The sequence below is a fragment of the Moorena sp. SIO4E2 genome, from assembly GCF_010671945.1.
Lineage (GTDB): Bacteria > Cyanobacteriota > Cyanobacteriia > Cyanobacteriales > Coleofasciculaceae > Moorena > Moorena producens.
In genome coordinates, this window is sequence record NZ_JAAHIE010000093.1 from 1 (window position 1) to 19487 (window position 19487).

General features: G+C 44.4%; 12 protein-coding genes and 3 pseudogenes. 9 read left to right on the plus strand and 6 right to left on the minus strand.

Annotated features, from left to right (window positions below):
* Window positions 1-275: pseudogene (locus F6K37_RS12890) on the plus strand (NAD(P)/FAD-dependent oxidoreductase); the annotation flags it as partial.
* Between the two features lie 38 nt (window positions 276-313).
* Here the strand turns inward: F6K37_RS12890 and F6K37_RS12895 are convergent.
* A pseudogene (locus F6K37_RS12895) lies at window positions 314-1526 on the minus strand (RNA-guided endonuclease InsQ/TnpB family protein).
* 332 nt (window positions 1527-1858) lie between these two features.
* On the opposite strand from F6K37_RS12895, the gene F6K37_RS12900 reads away from it, so the two are divergent.
* Complete coding sequence (locus tag F6K37_RS12900) at window positions 1859-2830, plus strand: homogentisate phytyltransferase (protein ID WP_287250590.1); 972 nt, start codon at window positions 1859-1861, stop codon at window positions 2828-2830.
* Window positions 2831-3226: 396 nt separating this feature from the next.
* Here F6K37_RS12900 and F6K37_RS12905 read toward each other — a convergent pair whose 3' ends face one another.
* Window positions 3227-3427 (minus strand): hypothetical protein, encoded by a 201-nt coding sequence (locus tag F6K37_RS12905; protein WP_287250592.1) that lies wholly within the window; start codon window positions 3425-3427, stop codon window positions 3227-3229.
* 875 nt (window positions 3428-4302) lie between these two features.
* Here F6K37_RS12905 and F6K37_RS12910 point away from each other — a divergent pair.
* Window positions 4303-4878: pseudogene (locus tag F6K37_RS12910) on the plus strand (Uma2 family endonuclease).
* A gap of 251 nt (window positions 4879-5129) precedes the next feature.
* On the opposite strand, the gene F6K37_RS12915 reads toward F6K37_RS12910, so the two are convergent.
* Window positions 5130-5492, minus strand: a complete 363-nt coding sequence (locus F6K37_RS12915) for a hypothetical protein (RefSeq protein ID WP_287250593.1) — start codon at window positions 5490-5492, stop codon at window positions 5130-5132.
* Window positions 5493-5727: 235 nt separating this feature from the next.
* Between F6K37_RS12915 and F6K37_RS12920 the strand changes: the two genes are divergently transcribed.
* Window positions 5728-5853 (plus strand): hypothetical protein, encoded by a 126-nt coding sequence (locus F6K37_RS12920; protein WP_287250595.1) that lies wholly within the window; start codon window positions 5728-5730, stop codon window positions 5851-5853.
* A 382-nt stretch (window positions 5854-6235) separates the two neighbouring features.
* On the opposite strand, the gene F6K37_RS12925 is transcribed toward F6K37_RS12920, so the two are convergent.
* Window positions 6236-7729, minus strand: coding sequence for an RNA polymerase sigma factor (locus F6K37_RS12925; protein WP_287250596.1), 1494 nt, complete (start codon window positions 7727-7729; stop codon window positions 6236-6238).
* A 204-nt stretch (window positions 7730-7933) separates the two neighbouring features.
* Here F6K37_RS12925 and F6K37_RS12930 point away from each other — a divergent pair, with 204 nt between their 5' ends.
* Together F6K37_RS12930 and F6K37_RS12935 are read left to right on the plus strand one after the other, a co-directional pair.
* Window positions 7934-8113 carry a hypothetical protein gene (locus F6K37_RS12930; protein WP_287250599.1) on the plus strand — a complete coding sequence of 60 codons (180 nt, stop codon included), beginning with the start codon at window positions 7934-7936 and terminating at the stop codon, window positions 8111-8113.
* 750 nt (window positions 8114-8863) lie between these two features.
* Window positions 8864-11260, plus strand: coding sequence for a peroxidase family protein (locus F6K37_RS12935; protein ID WP_287250601.1), 2397 nt, complete (start codon window positions 8864-8866; stop codon window positions 11258-11260).
* 344 nt (window positions 11261-11604) lie between these two features.
* On the opposite strand, the gene F6K37_RS12940 is transcribed toward F6K37_RS12935, so the two are convergent.
* Together F6K37_RS12940 and F6K37_RS12945 are read right to left on the minus strand one after the other, a co-directional pair.
* Window positions 11605-12513: a helix-turn-helix domain-containing protein gene (locus F6K37_RS12940; RefSeq protein ID WP_008188798.1), complete on the minus strand. Its 909-nt coding sequence runs from the start codon at window positions 12511-12513 to the stop codon at window positions 11605-11607.
* A gap of 719 nt (window positions 12514-13232) precedes the next feature.
* On the minus strand, window positions 13233-13373 hold the full coding sequence (locus F6K37_RS12945; protein WP_287250603.1) for a hypothetical protein: 141 nt from the start codon (window positions 13371-13373) through the stop codon (window positions 13233-13235).
* A 367-nt stretch (window positions 13374-13740) separates the two neighbouring features.
* Between F6K37_RS12945 and F6K37_RS12950 the strand changes: the two genes are divergently transcribed.
* The 3 genes from F6K37_RS12950 to F6K37_RS12960 all read left to right on the plus strand — a co-directional run.
* A complete protein-coding gene (locus F6K37_RS12950; protein WP_287250605.1) occupies window positions 13741-13926 on the plus strand; it encodes a hypothetical protein in 186 nt (61 codons plus the stop codon).
* A gap of 278 nt (window positions 13927-14204) precedes the next feature.
* Window positions 14205-17783 (plus strand): LamG-like jellyroll fold domain-containing protein, encoded by a 3579-nt coding sequence (locus tag F6K37_RS12955; protein ID WP_287250607.1) that lies wholly within the window; start codon window positions 14205-14207, stop codon window positions 17781-17783.
* 11 nt (window positions 17784-17794) lie between these two features.
* Window positions 17795-19487: hypothetical protein (locus F6K37_RS12960; protein WP_287250609.1), on the plus strand; the 1693-nt coding region annotated here is incomplete at its 3' end.

Sequence of the window (19487 nt, forward strand, 5' to 3'; positions counted from 1 at the left end):
ATCAGGATTATGGTAATTTAGCGGTGATTGGACGGAATGCCGCAGTAGTGGATTTGGGGTTTGTTAAGTTCTCTGGTTTCCCCGCTTGGCTAGCCTGGATTTTTATCCACATCTTCTTCCTGATTGAATTTGATAACAAGTTGCTGGTCATGATTCAGTGGGCATGGCATTACCTTACCTTTAAGCGCGGGGTTCGTTTGATTACCAATCTTGAGGAAGAACCAGCAGGGAATTTCGAGGAGAGAAGAGATTATCGGACTCCCGTACAGGTGTAGGGCTTTAGGGATTAGGGATTAAGTTGACACTCCCCGGCCTAAAGGCGCGGGGATTCTTCACTCAACGACCCAACGTGGCTCTTCCAGACCGGAATCAAGAAGAGTAGAGGTTAGATCTCCTGAAGCGTTAGGATTTAAAATCCAAGTTCCGACGTGCCCCGTCGTACTTATGGCTCTGTTGCGGATATTAATGGCGGCGTTATGATCTCTATCTAATTCGCATCCACATTCACAGGCATGGGTTCGAGTAGAGAGAGATTTCTTCACAACTTCACCGCAGTTGGAGCAGTTTTGACTTGTATAGGCAGGATTTACTGCAACAGTTATCCGACCAAATTTAGTTCCAAAATGCTCCAACCATTTCCTGAATTGATACCAACCTGCATCATTAATAGATTTGGCAAGACAATGATTTTTTACTAGGTTTTTGACTCTGAGATCTTCATAGGCGACCAGATCGTTAGAACGGATTACGCAACGTGCGAGTCTCTTCGCATGTTCTTCACGTTGCCTACTTATTCTGAGGTGTTGCCTGCCTAGTCTATTTATGGCTTTTTTTCGGTTGGATGAGCCTTTCTTTTTTCGGGAAACCCGACGCTGACAAAACTTTAAACGCTTTTCGCCTTTTCTATAAAATCGGGGGCTAGGTTCAGAATGGCCGTCGGAATCTGTATAAAACTCTTTAAGTCCTACATCTAGCCCAATCGTCTTACCAGTTGAATCTATGTCTTCGCGTGCTACGACTGCAACGCAGAATTGGACATAGTACCCGTCAGCCCGTTTGACTATCCGAACCCGATTAATTTGCTTCTTGTCAAAACGCCACAAATCCCAGGTACCCTTGAGTTTAAGCTTCCCAATTCCTTTTTTATCTGTGAACGTTATCGACTTCTTGTCAGGGGATAATTTCCATCCTGATTTCTTATACTCGACAGAGCGACCACGTTTTTGGAATTTAGGAAAACCCTTTTTCCCAGGAATTTGTTTCTTGCAATTATCGTAAAACCGAGCGATCGATGACCACGCCCTTTCAGATGCAGACTGACGGGCAGTAGAGTTTAACTCATTAGCAAAAGGGAACTGCTTGGCAAGAATTTTAGAATACCTACTAAGATCACTTTTTCCTGTCCCCTTATTATCCAACCAGAGGCGAATACAGCTATTTCGGATGAATTTGACTGTCCGGATAGCTTCGTCTATAGCTGAATATTGGGATTCCTTCCCTTTCGCCTTAAACTCTAGTATTATCATTGACCTTGACCTTGACCTTCGGTCACGCTACGGGAACGGTCACGCTACGGGAACGAATATCGACCCCCTTCGATACATTTTTATATTAACAGAGCAGATATAAAAATGTCAAGCCTAGATCTAAAAAAGCCGTCCTAGAAGGACGGGGCTTTAAACCCAAGATTTTTGGTAAGCATTCAGCATTCAGAATTCAGCATTCAGCCATTGGCCTACGGCCAACGGCTGACAGCTGACCACTGACGGCTGACGGCTGACCACTGACCCTTACACTAGGCATTAAGTACTAAAACCATTAACCTAAACTTTAATCCCTAATACCATTAACCTGATCCATGAGTCAGATTTCCTCTAAAGCATCTACTCCTTCCTCAATTAATCTATTGGAGCAACCAGCCGCTTGGCTGTACAGTTTCTGGAAATTTTCTCGTCCCCATACGATTATTGGGACGAGTTTAAGTATTTTTGCCCTCTATCCCATTGCCGTTTCCATGACTAACAGTGGTTGGACTTGGCAAGGATTCGGTCAACTGCTGGGAGCTTGGATTGCTTGTTTGTGCGGTAATGTCTATATTGTAGGACTAAATCAAGTCCACGATGTGGAGATTGACCGGATTAATAAGCCCCATCTTCCCATTGCTGCAGGGGAGTTTTCTCTGCAACAAGGTCAGCGGATTGTGGCGATAACTGGTATCCTAGCGCTACTGTTTGCTTGGTTATTGGGACCGTGGTTGTTGTTGATGGTCAGTATTGGTTTGGCAATTGGTACATGCTATTCCTTGCCACCAATCCGGCTAAAGCGGTTTCCCTTTTGGGCAGCGCTATGTATTTTTTCAGTGCGGGGAGCAATCGTTAATTTAGGTCTGTTTTTACACTTTAGTTGGGCATTGCAACAGGGACAAGTGATGATGCCCACCGCAGCAGTGTGGGCATTGACCTGGTTTATCTTAGTCTTTACCGTTGCGATCGCAATATTCAAAGATGTCCCAGATATCGATGGGGATAAGCTTTTCAATATCACTACCTTTACCATCCGCCTCGGTAAATTGGCGGTATTTAATATAGCACGGGGAGTAATTACTGCTTGCTATCTGGCGATGGTGCTAGCTAGTCTGCTGCTCCTCGGTTCAGTAAATATCGTCTTCTTGGTAGGGACCCATCTGGTCGCATTAGCAGTAATGTGGTGGCGCTCTTACCAGGTAGACTTGGAGGATAAAAATGCGATCGCTAGTTTTTATCAGTTTATCTGGAAACTCTTTTTCCTGGAATATTTAATTTTCCCAGCCGCTTGTCTTTTTAGACTATAAGATTTCTCAATTAATCGAATCAACAGCGCGTCAGCCATCAGCGGTCAGCGGTCAGCCGAAGGCCTTTGGCCACGCTACGCGAACAGCCGTCAGCTAATCAAGGGGAAGTAGTAAAAGCTATAGTGTGGCACAGGCTTCTAGCCTGTGAAGTATAAGCTGATAGCTGATAGCTGATAGCTGTTCGCGTAGCGCTTAAGCTATTAGCTGAATACTTACAAAAAAATAGCCGTGGAAATACTATCCACAGCTATTTAAACTCCACAATAAGTCCGTTGAAATTGTTTTAGGTGCGCTGCATTCCTATGTCACTCAGTTACCAAACCTAACCTGATGTGATCCTATTTGAGCAGACCAGAACCTTTGACTGGGGGGAAACCCCCCCAGAAATTCAAGGTGTTATGGCAACAGCCAATACTTGGTTAGTGTAGTCATCACTTCGCCTGGAACATCAGTCGCCTCCAGAGGGGTCCATTCGCAAATCTCCGCATACCCTAGGGCATACATCGTCTGCATACTATAGATTACTGCTTCCCGAGACCCTTTCAGAGTGTGCTGAGCAGGTTGTTTTTTGAAGTTTTTAGTAAATCCTTGTCGCATAAGTTAATAATTGAACTCATTGTGGTCATTTAATGATTATTGTAATGATTATAATTATAATTGTCAAGGGTTTAAAAAACTTTTTTTTGGAAGTTTTAGGATTAATAAAAAACAGTTATTTTCTGAAATAAATGCTACGCTAACGCTAACTTTTAACTAGTATTTTTTACGATAGTTTTGGAATTATTTGGTGCATCTCATATTTGTAAAAAAGTTGCGTAGGGTGTGTTAGGAGGGCCTCATTTTCGGCCTCGTAGCCAGGCTTTGGATAGCCAGCCCCGTAACGCACCACCGTGTCAAACAGCTTTTAGGAGATGCACCCAAAAGATACGCTACGCTAACGCTAATTTTTAACTAGTATTTTTTACGATAGTGTTGGAATTATTTGGTGCATCTCATATTTGTAAAAAAGTTGCGTAGGGTGTGTTAGGGGGGCCTCATTTTCGGCCTCGTAGCCAGCCTTTGGATAGCCAGCCCCGTAACGCACCACCGTGTCAAACAGCTTTTAGGAGATGCACCCGAATAATTTGCTCCTAAAAGAGAGATATTGCACCAGTAAAAAAAATTAATAACGGCAGTAATAACAATCAATTTTAGTACTAAAATAGTCAAATATTATCACTGTTCCCTGTTTACTAGCTTGACAGGTAAATTTTAAACTTGGTGCAAGATCTAAGTAAAATGAGGGTGAGCCCCTGAGTGGTGCGTTACGGGACCGGCTGTCCCAACCAGGGACGAACAGGCGTAAAATGAGGGTGAGCCCGTCCCTAACGCACCCTACGCCACTATTGCTAGCATGCCTCTTGCCTCTTGCCTCCCTATTCCCTATTCCCTATTCCCTATTCCCTATTCCCTGTTCCCTGTTCCCTTTGCTCATGAGACAATCAATCTTGAGGATGCCAGAAAATGCCAGACTAACACCCCAACAGTTTTACGACCTGTGTTGTGCTAATCCCGACTGGAAACTAGAGCGAACCGTAGAAGGAGATTTGGTAATTATCGCTCCAACTGGTGGAGAGACAGGAGCAATAAATGCTAATCTTCTGATTCGTTTGGGAATCTGGAATGAACAATCTCAACTAGGAATAGTGTTTGATTCATCCACAGGATTTCATTTACCTAATGGAGCTGATCGTTCACCGGATGTAGCGTGGGTTAAGCGGGAAAGATGGGAGGCTCTGACAGTGGCACAAAGGTAAAAATTCCCACCCCTAGCACCAGATTTTGTGATCGAATTAATGTCTCCCACAGACAACCTGAAACCAGCCCAACTAAAAATGCAGGAATACTTAGATAATGGGGTGAAATTGGGTTGGTTATTTAATCGATTAGCCAAGCAAGTGGAGATTTATCAGTGTGGGAAACCTAAAGTAGTATTAGAGCAGCCTAATAAATTATTAGGAGAACCAATTTTACCTAGTTTTGTTCTAACACTTGATGGTTTCTGGTAATCAATGGCATAAACTGTTGTGCATTTAAAATATAAAAACACCCCGACAAGATCTAGATTAGTAAAATCTCTCGGGGCTTTGATGTTTTAGATTATTACCTCTGACTCTTTGGCTTACAGATAGCCTAGAGTGGTTAAGCGTTGTAACCTATTGAGCGGCGATGCCAAAGATAATCAATTTCTAAGGGTGTGGTTATTTCAGGGAAAAATTAGCTGAAATAATTGATTCCCTCGCGTACTGACTTGCTGCTTTTATTTGTAGCATTTAAACTCCACTGGTCCGCTTCCCTCCAATAGCTCGAAGGTATCATTTTTAGCCAGGGGAAGCAATAAATCCTCATATTCGTATAGTATGATTGCTTCGTCTGTAGATTCCTCTATTACTACTACTAACTCGTCAGAGTTGTTGAATAGATCAGCACGTTCATACTCATAACCAGGAGCATATTCAATTTTGCAGGTAGGATAATCGGCGGTAATTTGTTTATATTCTCCTGAGCAGCAATAGCCCACGGCTTCGGCTACACCAGGATTAACAGCAAAGCTGAATAGTACAGTCAGTGCTACTAGGGCTACAGTTAAGACTTTGCTTAGGCTAGTTTTGATTGTCTTCATGTTTTTGATTGCTGTTTAGCGATGCAGCGCGGTCTTGGGGGTTTCCCCCATGAGCGACTGCATCAAGACATTGTTGCTATTTCCAGCAACTTGATCGGTTATTAGATCATAGTTGGGGAAAAGTGACAGGAGGGTGATGGGTGACCATGCTCCAGTTATTCACCTTTCTGCTTCTAGAACGAAAATTTTGATTGTTTGTGACAACTAAATTTTTTTTCGTTAAATCCGCTGTTTGATGGTATTTAAGCTAATGCGCTACGCGCACGCTACGCGAACAGCTATCAGCTTAAGCGCTACGCGCACGCTACGCGAACAGCTATCAGCTATTGGCTGTAGGCCAAGCTACTTAAGGTGCTTTTGAATAAAACAGGTAAGCATTCGTTAAGTCACAGCGTCGTTCGCACAGCGTGGCCAAAGGCCAAAGCCTGTGCCACAAAGCTGACGGCTTAATGCTGACGGCTTAATGCTTACAACTTTCCTTTTTTACCTTCTTTGTCTGTCTTTTATGCATGACAATGTTAACTGGTCGTGAAAAAACACACCAGCCAATAATGCTTGGGTTTTCCAAGTTCAATCCCTGTTGATCCCCCCTAACCCCCCTTAGCAAGGGGGGAACAAGAGCTTATCAAGGGGAACGGGAAGGGGATCTATCCTCTAGCTTCCCCCTTATTAAGGGGGACGGGAGGGGGATCTATGCTCTAGCTTCCCCCTTATTAACGGGGACGGGAGGGGGATCTATTCTCTTAATACTCTGGCGGTCCTCTATCCCCTGTATATAATTTATGGTTGCTTCTTAGTTGTACTTTCTTGGTTAGATTACCCCACTTCGACGAAATTCTGGCAACAATAGGGATTGGCAACTGAGACAGATCCTGCCATCTTGATACCTCTTGGCTTCCATGCCCTAAGGATGCTGGAGAAATTGCTATTGGTTTAAGCGATCGCGGTTTTACCCAATCCATCGCCCAAGCATTACTATCGGTGAGCTTAGTTGATAGGGGATTAAAAGCGTTGCTTAATAATGGAATGATTTTAAGACTGAGGTAGAATGGGCATCTTGCCCCTTCGAGATCTTGGTGGAATGGGCATCTTGGTGGAATGGGCATCTTGCCCGTTTGAGATCTTGGTGGAATGGGGATCTTGGTGGAATGGGCATCTTGCCCGTTTGAGATCTTGGTGGAATGGGCATCTTGCCCGTTTGAGATCTTGGTGGAATGGGCATCTTGCCCGTTTGAGATCTTGGTGGAATGGGCATCTTGCCCGTTACAACCTTTTCGCGCGGGCAGGATGCCCACTCTACTGTTATTCAAAAGAAGATTCAGCAACGCCGCTAATTCTGGCTCTACCAGTGACGTTATCTTCTTTGCTGTTGTCTCTAATCTTATCTGCGGATAATTACCCTTATTAAAAATCTCCCCATCTTCCGATATCCCCATCTCTGTTAAAGACTCCGACTGCTCAGTTGTCTGCAAGTTTCCTTGTTCTTTCTCTTTGTCAGCGGGAGTGAGATTGCTTTCTCTGTCTTTTTCTTCTTTACTTTGCTGCTCGGATACTCTCCTAATCTCCTTTTTGAAGGCGATATCCCCATAAGCCTTCTCGTCTAATCCGGCCAGATACGTCTGCAAGGACGGCTGCAGTTTCTCCCGGGCTCGTTGGATACGTTTACGAACGCTATCGTTGGAAATATCTAGTCGTTGAGCAATCTCTTGGTAAGACAACTCCTGCTCAAAGTGCAAGAGACATACCTCGCGCTGATTCTCGGGCAAATCCTCTAGAGCACTACGGATTACCTCTAATAGTTCCCTCTTTTCTACAATCTTTCCTGGGGTATCGAATTCAGTAACCAAGCCATTTCCTTCTGCCACTGCGATCGCTTCCAGGTTTTCTAGTCCTATTGCCCCAGAGTTATTTTCTCGATGGCAGTCTATACAGAAGTTATGGGCAAATTTGGTCAGCCATCCCTTGAGATTGGTAATCTTTGCGGCAAATTTGGGCAATTTTTCCCAAGCCTTGAGCATAATCTCAGAAAGAGCATCTTGGGCTTGAGACCGATTACCCCCCATCCAGCTGCAGCAGCGATGGTAAAGATAGTCTTGATACTGTTCCCAGAGGGGCCAAAAGGCCGTGCGGTCTCCAGTAGACAGTTTTTCCAGGAGGGAATCTACCCAAGCAGGGGTAGATTCGTTTTCTGCATTTTCCCGCCATTGGCCATGAAAACCTTGGTTTTTTGGCTGCATAAGTCCTGTTGAAGCACCGAAAACCAGTCTGACCTATTCGCCCAAGTTAAACAAGTGACGTTCGTTAACTTAAGCCCTCAAGTCCAGTCACCCCTTGAGTTACGATTTTTGTAAATTTTATTGAAGCCTTTTCTTTATTTTTTTTTTACTTTATCTAAGTAAAAACGTTATCATACCACATTCGCTGGTAAAAAGTAAAATATATTGGATGCAAGACAGAAAGCAGAAGGCAGAAGGCAGAAGGCAAAAGGCAGAAGGCAGAAGGCAGAAGGCAAAAGGCAGAAGGCAGAAGGCAGAAGGCAGAAGGCAGAAGAGTTTCAATTTTTTTTATTTAATCAAAGGTCGTTTAAATGGGCGAAAAATTATCATAAACATTACACCTAAAAAGCTGATTATTTTGAGACTTATATAGCGGTTATCATATTCATGAGGTACACAGGATTTTTTCCCTGTTCCCTCTTTTCCCCTCCTGGGAGGGGTTAGGGGTGGGTTCCTGTTCCCTGTTCCCTGTTCCCTGTTTCCCTGTGGGTGCATCTCCTAAAAGCTGTTTGACACGGTGGTGCGTTACGGGCAGCAACATAACCCTGACTACGAGGCGAAAAATGAAGCCCCCCCCTAACGCACCCTACGCAAAATTTTCAAAAATGAGATGCACCTGTTCCCTGTTCCCTGTTCCCTAATCCCTGCTCCTATAAGGTAAAGGTAGAAAATGTAAAAGTATCAAATAAATCTCATCAGAGAATTAAAGATTTGATATAGAGCAGACAAAAGTATTTACAATCCTCTGATTGCAAATTAAATTGGGTTCGAATAAAACCTGTTAAAAAGCTCCAGTTTATGGCTAAAACTATCTTAAATAAAAAAAAATATCCAATAATTTAGCAATTATAAAATCTATCGTCTAAACTTTCAGGAGCTCTAAAAGTAACAGGCTCTTTATTCGTGACGTTTGTAAGCTAACCACAATAAACCCTAGAGGTCAACCATAAAACTACCTAAAAACAGCAATATTTTCAGGTCAATATTATGGTGTCAGCTGTAAAAAAAAAACCTAATTTAACTTAACCTCTAGGATTTTTTCCTGATGGTTGGGAACTCTTATAGATAAGCCTTAGGTTTATTTAACCATTTGTTATGACAAATCTCAACAGTGTTCTTCAACGAGACCCATTTGCCGACAGCACATTAGTTGTAAACGATGAAGGGATTACCATTCGCCTGATCGACGGCAGTAGGAATAATTTAGACCAAGTCTCTTTGGGTATCCCTAATACCCCGTTGCTGCGTTTGTCTCCAATTGAGTATGAAGACGGAATCCAGTCACCGGCGGGTATCGCATTTGATGCAGAAGGCAATGCTCTGATCGGTATAGATGGCAATACCGTTACGCGCCAACCCATTCCGATATTTACCCAAGCCGAAGCAGACCGATTAAATGGATTGGGATTGAATGTCATATCCAATACAGAGGGCTTAAGCAATGTATCTGATGCGCCCTTTGTGTTGCTTAACCCACCAGATCGCCCTAGTACCCGAGTGATCAGTAATGCCACCTCTAACCTAGAGGAAGGAGAGTCTGATCCCAATGGTAATGGCTTAAGCGCTTTCATTTGGGCTTTTGGTCAGTTCGTCAACCACGACACTGATTTAGCAGCAAATGGGTCAAAAGAAGAGAACCAGAACCGGTTAGAATTGCTCAATTTCCCCATTGACATTCCAGCCGATGACCCGAATTTTCCACCAAACACTCCTCCCACTCAAGAAATTTCTACACAGGCAGATGGTGGCTTGGAGTTTGACTTTGAACGGGATGCGTTTTTCAGCGGTACTGGGGAGTCTGGGAGCCCAGGAAAAGCCATTAATACTGTTACCTCTTGGCTTGATCTTTCTGTAGTTTATGGGTCTACTGAAGAAGAATATCAAGCAATTCGTGCTTTTTCAGAAGGTCAGCTCAACGTCTTCTCGGATGAAACAGTTGCCACTAATGACGACTTGTTACCCCTTAACATCACAGGTGCTGATGGAGAACTAATCAGTGGTAAAGGCGCTTTTATGGATGTGGGTTTTCTAGCGGGGGATACACGGGTTAACGAGAACGATAGTTTGGCATCCCAGCATACCCTCTGGATGCGTAATCATAACCGCCTTGCCCAAGAACTTTCTAGGTTTCATCCTGACTGGACAGATGAGCAGATATATCAACGCTCTCGCCAGATTAATATTGCCCAATATCAAACTATTGTCCTGTACGAGTGGCTCCCCCTGATGGTGGGTGATGTGATCACTGACTACAGCAGCTATAACTCTGATCAAACCCCAGAAATCACTAGTGAATTCGCCGCTGCTGGTCTTCGTGTTGGTCATACCCAAACTAATAACCGTATAGACACTATTGATGCTGATGGTAATCTCACCAGTTTGCAATTATTAAGAACATTTGGTTCACCCAATATTAATGATAGTAGCGATATAGATAATATCTTGCGCGGTGCGAGTCAAACAATTACTGAAGATGTTGATACTGATATAGTTTTTGACCTGCGCAACGCTTTAGTACCAGGAGCGATCGGATTTGACCTTTACTCTGCTAATCAGCAACGGGGACGGGATCATGGCTTGGCTGACTATAACCAAGTGCGAGCAAGTCTCGGTCTACCACGGGTAACGACTTTTGCGGAAATTACTTCAAATGCAGAGTTGGCAAATACTCTCGAAAACCTCTACCAGACTGTGGAAGATATCGACTTATTGATTGGGCTGTTTGCAGAAGATCCTGTTGCTCCATCGAGTGCGGGAGAAACTATTCAAGCAATGCTATGGGAGCAATACGAGCGGATACGGGATTCTGACCGCTTCTGGTTCGAGAGACCGATTGAGGATGGCGGTTTCTTTACCCAAGAGGAAATTGCAGCCATAAAGGAAGTGACGTTTGCTGACATTATCAAGCTCAACACCGAAATTACTACAATTCCAGACAATGCCTTCGTAATCAGCTCCGATAACAATCCCTCATCTGATGGACTGCTAGATTTAACCGGCTTGTCGGGACAAGCTACAGCAACTGTGACTAGAGAGGCGGAGTATGACAATTTAATTGGCTTTTATGTAATTGCTGATCAACAAGGAACGATAATTGATTCGATCACGGGTCAATCTCTTACTCCTGGCCAAGAGGGTTATGCAGAAGCTGCCATTGATGCCAGCGTGGTTGAATTCAAGGTAGAAGAAAACTTGACCACGGTGAATTTTGATGTTACACTTCCTGGAGGCTCTATCTTAGCTCCCTACTTAGTTACAGATGGGGAATTGGATGATGTTCAAAATGGTGATGCTGACATATTCTTTGCTTTCACAGCTGCTAACACTGATGGCATGAGCCACATCCTTGAACTTGGAAATGGCAGTGACAACACATTCACATTCGCTTTTGAAGATTTAAGTGGTAATGACAGTGGAGAAAGCGATGCTCTAACAGAGCCGCTAAGCGATCGCGACTTTAACGATCTAGTGATTGATCTTACCATTTTATAATGGTTCATCAATCGGTAATGATATGAAAAAAAAATCCCAATTCCAGTAGGGTGGGCAACGTAATCTAATCGTGAATACTCAAAATAACCAAAGGGTTTTTGCCCACCCTACAAGCTACTGAATGATTAGAAAAAAAATCCCAATTCCAGTAGGGTGGGCAACGTAATCTAATCGTGAATACTCAAAATAACCAAACTGTTTTTGCCCACCCTACAAGCTACTACAAGCTACTGAATGATTAGAAAAAAAATCCCAATTCCAGTAGGGTGGGCAAAGTAATCTAATCATGAATACTCATTTAAACCAAACTGTTTTTGCCCACCCTACAAGCTACTGCCACTGATCTACTGAGCAGCTAAGCTAAAACTCCTCTGTACCACAGCACCACGTTTCCCGAGGGATTTTGCTTGCTGTTGATCCACAGTGTACAAGACACCTCCGGCATTCCCTGACCTCACAGTCAGTTTTTGTTTAGCAATCCAGGTTTTCTGATATCCCTTGGGTAAGGTTTCTTCCAACTCGATTTTGCCATCAACTACCACTCGTACCCAAGATTGCTCTGTAATACTCAAGCTTACTTTAATTAATGGATTAGATGGGGAAGGTTTAGGTTTGGGGGGTGGTTTAGGTTCGGGTTTAGGGGCTGGTGCTGGTTGTTCTGGTTTATCTGGGGTTGTCTGCTCCTGAGCAACGGATGAGTTTTCGATCTGTCGATTAGTGAGATAGGTGAACACGGTGTTGAGTAGATAAATTAGTCCACCAGCAACACTGATCAAGCTTACTATTATGATGTAAGGATAATAGGGTTGTAAGCTTTTGGCTACAGTCTTGACAGTCTTGCTTTTGGCTACAATCCTAGGAATCTTTTGAGCAGAGGTTAGAGTCTGAGATTTCTGTTGTGAGGGGGTACCTGTATACAAGACTAACTGACCAGGCTCGCTTTCCTCGGTTTTCTCGGTTTCCTCGGTTTCCTCGGTTTTCAAGGACAATCCAGAATTAACTGGAAACGTTTTGGCTATCCCTGGACCATCTAGACCGAGAAACTCTGCATAGCGACGAATGAAGCCTTGAATGTAAACTGGCTCGGGCAAGGGCTCGGATTGCCCTGCTTCAAGGGCTTGCAATATATGCAATCGAATAAAGGTTGTGTCAGCGACTTCCTCAATAGGTATAGATTTCTCCTGCCTGAGTTGGCTGAGATAAGTCCCTATTTTCTGGAGTTGCTCCTCTTGCTCTAGACTTAAGTGGCTCACCAAATCTCTCCACCCATTAATCCACGTTAACAATTTTTATACATAAACACCGGATAGTAACATCCCTTGGGGATCTCACCATAAAAATTATTAAAAATTAACAAAGATTAACAATATCGCCAATTTACTGATGAAATAGGAAAACTCTCTCATTTTAGGGTATGGTTTCGATTGGCATCCTCCCCCGGGGGGAACAATCCTCGTGCCGGGGGATTCCCACGTCACTGTGAGTCTTTCCCTTTCGTCGAGTTGGCTGATCTAATTGTAAGCATTCAGCCGTTGGCCATTCCCATAGCATGGCCATTCCCGTACCGTGGCCAAAGCCCAAGGCCAACGGCTGACAGCTGACGACTGAATGCACCTCAAGTAGCGTGCGCCTAGGGCATATGCTTACGAATTATCAGCTAATCTTTGGCAATAATTTCGGCGTTGCTGATTCTGGGTATGGTTTCGCCCCCCTAGGGCATGTTTTCAAAGTTTTCCGCAAGATTATGATCCCCCCCAGCCCCCCGCGCGGAAGGGGGGAGCGATACTCAAAGTCCCCCTTTTTTAAGGGGGATTTAGGGGGATCTCCGAGTTTGAAGACACGCCCTAGCCCCCCAAGCGAGGGATTGCTCGCTTGGGGGGAACAAAACTTTCTTGCGTCCCCCAAGCGAGGGATTGCTCGCTTGGGGGATTTAGGGGGCTTTAACAAAACCATATGATCGCGCATTCATTCCTTAATTCAGCAACGCCATAATTTCAGGCATCATTTCGTTTTTTTTCTTTACCGTATATCCATGCTTTAATAATGCTTTTATATAGCAAAGGGAACAGCGGATCTGGGAGTAGGGAGTAGGGAGTAGGGAATATCGCATCAAAATTATCTCAATTCCTACACGGATTGCTATAGGCCAATATTATTATAGGTAAACTTCATTAAATTTTCTGCAATTATCTGCAGTATCCTGAATTTTTATTTCCTAGATCAACATCAAAGTTTTATCGCTTTACTCTACTGATAAAAGTGTAGCAAATAAAAGACATGTTGGAAAATGGAACTTTTCACGGTGTTTTTAACCGCCGAGTCGTTTTTGATTCCCCGACTAAAGTAAGGATTAAGGGTGTGGGGTATTGACAAAAGCGAAACAAAGGTATAGGATTGCAATCGTGACCAAATAAAAGCCGATCGAACTAGATCCAGAAAGATTCAACCAGTTGCCGAAGGAGGAAGTGGTAGAAATGCTCATGACTGCAGCCAAGGCTATAGCTCAGCAGCAAGGAACAAGAGAAGAACTGAAACAAGAAATAGAGAAACTGCCTGTAAGTAGCAGAGTTAGATCGCAAAATCTCATCAAAACCGCCATCAAAAGACCTACTCAAAAAACCGGAAACTCAGAAATAAGAAAAACAAGATACAGGATAAAAACCTAAACGTCAACTAGGCAGACAGCAAGCACATCAAGGAAAAACCTGGAGTGGCTCTCGGCCTAGGGAATCTATTCAGGATACTGCTAATTTATTTTATCGGCTAATTGATTAAGTTTAGTAAATATTAAGTTTAGTAAAGAAAATGCTCTGCTTAGGGGTAGTCTGTGATAGATTTTGTTGAGCAAGCTCAACCGGCTCAACTTGATAAAACTGCACTTGCTCCTGGTTTGATTCCATAACCAACGTTGCTGAATCCTTAGATAGAATTCAAAGGAGTTTTTATGCTCGCAGACGGATTTATAACATTATTGAGTCTAGGTTCTGAGTACTACTTTAAATACGAGATTGATGCTCAGACTGGTTTCCAGATTTATTGGATTACAATTCCTGAAGGACTCGATAAGGAACGCTATAGCAAACAAACAATATCCGAGTTTCTAGCAGAATCATCAGTTGCACAAATTCTCAAACCTGGAGAAACCATTGATAAGAGCCTTTATCAAGGTAGCCTAATTTTACCGGGATTACCCGCCTCACCTTTCGATGCATTTTATAATATTGAACTCACCTACGACAGCGATTCATTTACGTTAGGAGTTCAATCTACTGACTCTTTTGGATTTAGTCCCGAAGGCTCAACCCATTTCAAAGATTTAAATCTGAGTTTTACCCAGCAACTTAATTCCGAAACCGCCACTGTCAGTGGAACAGTGACGGCGGTTATTTTCGGTCAAGATATCGTCCTTGAGGCAGGGGTGAGCGATGGCTCTGAACTAATTTTTAATTACAATCCCAATAATCCTCAGGAAATCCCAATTCAACCTTGGGGCAATTTAGAGTTGACGACTTTTACGGTCAAACCTGGGTCAAATCCTCTTCAACCCCAGGTGCTCTATTGGTTTGGAGAAAAGTCGGGAGAATGGGTTTATGATTGCTCCTTGAGGAATAGCGAAGATGCACCCGCTATCGACTTACGGATTCAAACGGAGCCAGAAACAGTGGAGTGGGGATTAGGGTCTATCGCTGTTAAAGATGGCTTGATCGAGAGTGAAAATGCCACCCTAGAAGGGGCAAACCTAAGTTCTGCTAGCAAACTGATCAAGGCATGCCAACAGACCAACGAAATCACTATTGCAACCTGGATTAAGCCTAGCCAAACGGGTCAAAAATACCCAGCTATAGTCCTTACTCTATCCGAAGATCCTCAAAATCCCTATGTGACTCTGGCTCAAGGGGATTCAGAATGGCTAAAGGATTATGGCAATCGCTGGTCGGGGGATTGGTACCATCACGACGAGTATAGTGTGCTATTGCGCACTAATACTAATGATAGAAACCGATATTGGCAAATCCTGACGACGAGTCCCGAGACAGTAACAACCGAGGAGCTAACCTATGTTGTCTATACTTTCTCGCAGAATAACTTGGGGGATGAGAGTGATAATGCCAAGGTGTATCTCAATGGGCAGCTAGACAATTCAAAATGGATTAATAGCGATGATGAGGAGCGTCATTTTTGGAGAAATTGGAATCAGAGGGGTAATCGTTGGCAAAATCGGGATGATGAGGGTAATCGTTGGCAAAGTCGGGATGATGAAGAGGATTATCCTCGGGAAAACAGGGGTGATGAGGAGCTTCATCCTTGGACCAATGATCCTGCTGTTAAGTTAGCGTTAGCAAATGATGTTTTATTTCTCCAACGCAGAGGCAACTTCCCAAGGAATCAAGATTTCCCTTGGGAAGGGCAACTCTACGAGGTGGCAATTTATGACTCTGCCCTGACACCAGAGGCGATTTACCAGCGCTACTACCCCACTATTGAAATTTTGGGCAACCTGACGCTGACTAATATGCCCAGTCCCTTGAACCAACCCCTAACGGCTGAACTGACTTTGGAGAGTATGCCGGAGCTGGAGCCATACCAAGAGTCTAAGCTCAATCTTAAGGTTGACACCTCTGAAATCCGGGAAGTTACCCCGGAGTTTGACTTCACCAAGATTGCCCTGGAATGGCAATCAGAACCTGGAACCTCCCCAAGCTGGTACTTCAAGACGGGACAAGTGGATAGCACGTTATGGAAAACGTCAATTCCCTTTACGGCAGTTCAAGCCGATGCGCCAGGTAAACTTGCCCTCAATTCACCGGAATTAGACCTTCAAATCGGATTAGGACAAATTAATACCCTAGAGGGGTTGTCTCTATTCCTGAAACCAGATAGCACGGGTGAGATATGGCAGATGTCTTCCATCACCTCTGTGTCTGAACTGGTACTCCCCCAATTAAGGGATTATCGCCCATTTGATTGGACGGTAGATTTCAAGCTACTCTTTGCTCGTCACGATCAACAACGGAGTCAATTTGACCCCCTCGGGATTGAAGATGGGAAAGTGGTTCTCAAGGGCAATTGGTTGGGAGAAAACCTTGTACTCCATGGCTGGTGGCGCAATGAGCAGTTTGTCCTGGAAGGGCAAAGAAATTTAAGTCTACCGTTTGAAGTTACCTTAGGTCCAATCTTTGAACCTGGTACCTCCCAAAAGATTATCGACCAGGTAGCGATCGCTTCCGTGATGAACGCCACTGTAATCCTGGAACTGACTGAGTTAGGCTTTTTGGCCAAAGTCTCTGGAACCTTTGATTGGACCGATCAAGCAGGAACGGTAAACACCTTTACAGTGCCGGAGTTTACCCTAGTCCGCCCACCGCTGACTCCCAATCACATCCTGGAAGCGATTTTGGAACGGTTAAACTCCCAAGTAGATGTGATCTTTGCGGAACAGTTTCGCCATCAAGCGGACTACTACTTTACGGTGGTGGAGGAAAAACCTGTTATTTATTTGGGGAATGGCAACGACCCTGCTACTATCACCCAAACCACAACATTGCCCCAGTTATTCAACACTGCTGCGGATTCCAATAACATTTCCAGCACCACAGGCATCTTTACCCTGACAGAAAATGCCGATCAAAGCTGCACCCTGACCATAACTCCTCCGGAAAGCAGTGAAAATTGGCTAGATCAACTTAAGACCGATTACGACAACTTTATTGCTCAACTAGATACCAACAGTAATCTGATTTCTGGTACCCTCACTCTGGTCAAAACCCGGATTGCTGAACGGATGCCGTTGTTGGTTGAGGAAATTCTCTACTACTACTACGGCTTGGATACTGTTAATGGCTCAGTGGATTTGCAAGCTGGAATGCGGTTACGGGTCGATTACCAAAACTATCAGTTGGTTCATCCAGCCCAATCTACGGCTAATTCAGGGTTTGTGGGCAGTGGCACGTCTTACTACACCCTCAACAGTTATCGGGATGGCACTAACCTAATGATCAACTTTGATGGGTTTTTGTCCCAAATTCAGCCCTATGTCACCACAGATATTGCTACGGTAGGGGCTGGAAGTAGTCTGGATACCTTTAAAGTTGGCTATCAAAAACCCTACTTGCGGCTGGTTTATCCTAGTTTGGCAGCTCCCTCTGCAGGTTCCCTCGATCCCGGACAAGCTGCAACCATTATGGGAGCCGCAACAGTAACAGAGCTGGATAAAAATACAAACGTTGCTAGCTTTTATTTCCGAGGACGAGCAACAGTGATTCCAGAAATTACTGTGGTGCTACAGGAACAACCGGTATTTGTTCCGGTGGGAACGACTTTACGACAACTGATGGAGGAACGTGTCACTATTCCGTCCGTATCCCTAGGAGAATCCCTACTGAACTCTACCGGAAAACCCAGGTTGAGTCGCCTTTTACACGAAGGGGTGTCTAACGAACCTAGCTATCGGTTTATCTACCTGGACGAAGATAGTCCAGTGCTTGATTTGCCTCTGGTCAAAGGCGATCGCATTGTCCTGTAGGGGGTGAACAGATGACTACCTTTACCCAATCAACAGCACAGGCGCTCTACTTTTTATCTGAATCCGTTAACCCTACCCTGCCCTATAGCATTGGGTTTTGGGTGAAGGGCGGATCGATAGAAGGTTCTCAAACCCTTTCCCTGGAAGAAACTTGGACAATAAAGCAGGGAGTATATCTATTTCTCAAAGCTGTGCCAGAGGGGAATGATGCTATAGACCTTTCGGTGTTGAGCGACCGCATTGGTGAATTTATGATTACACCTTCGGTACGCAATACTCGGTTTTTGTGGATTGATAACCCAGAGGAGTTAGTCTCTCGCTGGCGATTTCATGCCCTAACCCTTTCCCCGACAGATACTGTAGACCGACTGACCTTTTTCAATTTCCGGAACTATGAATTAGCGATCGCTAGTGGTGTAATTTGTCAGTTGAATGGAACTAAAGACGGATTTGTGTTTGCCCCCGATCCGTCTCTACACAACCTGCCTAGCACTGGGACTGAATCACCGGAAACTGAATCACCGAAAACTGACCCCTTTTATTTGTCCACAGGTTATGGTGCTAATCAACTCAAAGGGATTGAGGTCAATGAAGCAGGGGAAGCTCTGGCATTACCCTTTAGCGGAGAGTTGGCCGGTTGCCTGACCTTTGCCCTGACCTTGCAAAACCGGTCTCCTGGCACAGCCTCCTTTGAGGAACTGGTCTATCTGGATGTTACCCTGCGGATGTTTTTCAAATCCGCAAACTCCTTACTAGACCCGACTGACCCCTTGTCTGGTTTTGCAGGATTGAATAGCGACCAGGACTTCCTGATTTCTAGCCATCGATATCCGTTTCTGGGGGAAGATAGCGATGCTGCCTCCCATTATTCTAAGCAGGGGGATGGTAGCCAAAATCTGACTTTATATAGCGCCCTAGATCCACTCCAACCCTTGAATGGCGATCGCACTTACTTTGCCTTTGTAGAGCCAGGAAACTCTACTATTTCGGATTTATCCTTTGTAGAGTCAGGAAACTCTAATCGTTCGGATTTATCCTTGCCTTCTTGTTATCGCACTAATTTGGGATATTCCATTCATGTCACTCCCCATGGTCATGGGGACAGTAGGCTAATCTTTGCAGAGCGTCCAGGGCAGAATTCTAGCATCTTTGGTTCACCCTTGTATCTAGTCCCCCAAGGGAAATTTACTCTCTCGGTTCCCCATTACGATACTACCCCCATCCCCAGTGGTCAGGAATTACCGATCGGAGATGAAGATAACTTTTTGTGTGGATTAGCGGGGATTGAATACATTCAACTGTCGAGTCAACAGCTTAATATTCTGCATCTGGAAGCTGGAAAACCGACCTTTGCGCCGGATTTCGTTCCGGAGCAAATTGTAGAAACCAATGAAGCTGGGCAGCGTCTAGAATCGGAAACAACTACAGCTTGGGGATATATTGAATATGAAGATGACATTCAAAATGACCAAGTCACGAATTTACCGGTCTATTTTTCCCAACCCAAGCAGTCATTGCTGTATCGAGCATCAACGTTAGAGGATGCAAAGGAAGACCCAACTAACGAAGACCCAACTGATGACCAGGCAGATGACCAGGCAGATGACCAGGCAGATGACCAGGCAGATGACCAGGCAGATGACCAGGCAGATGACCAGGCAGATGACCAGGCAGATGACCAGGCAGATGACCAGGCAGATGACC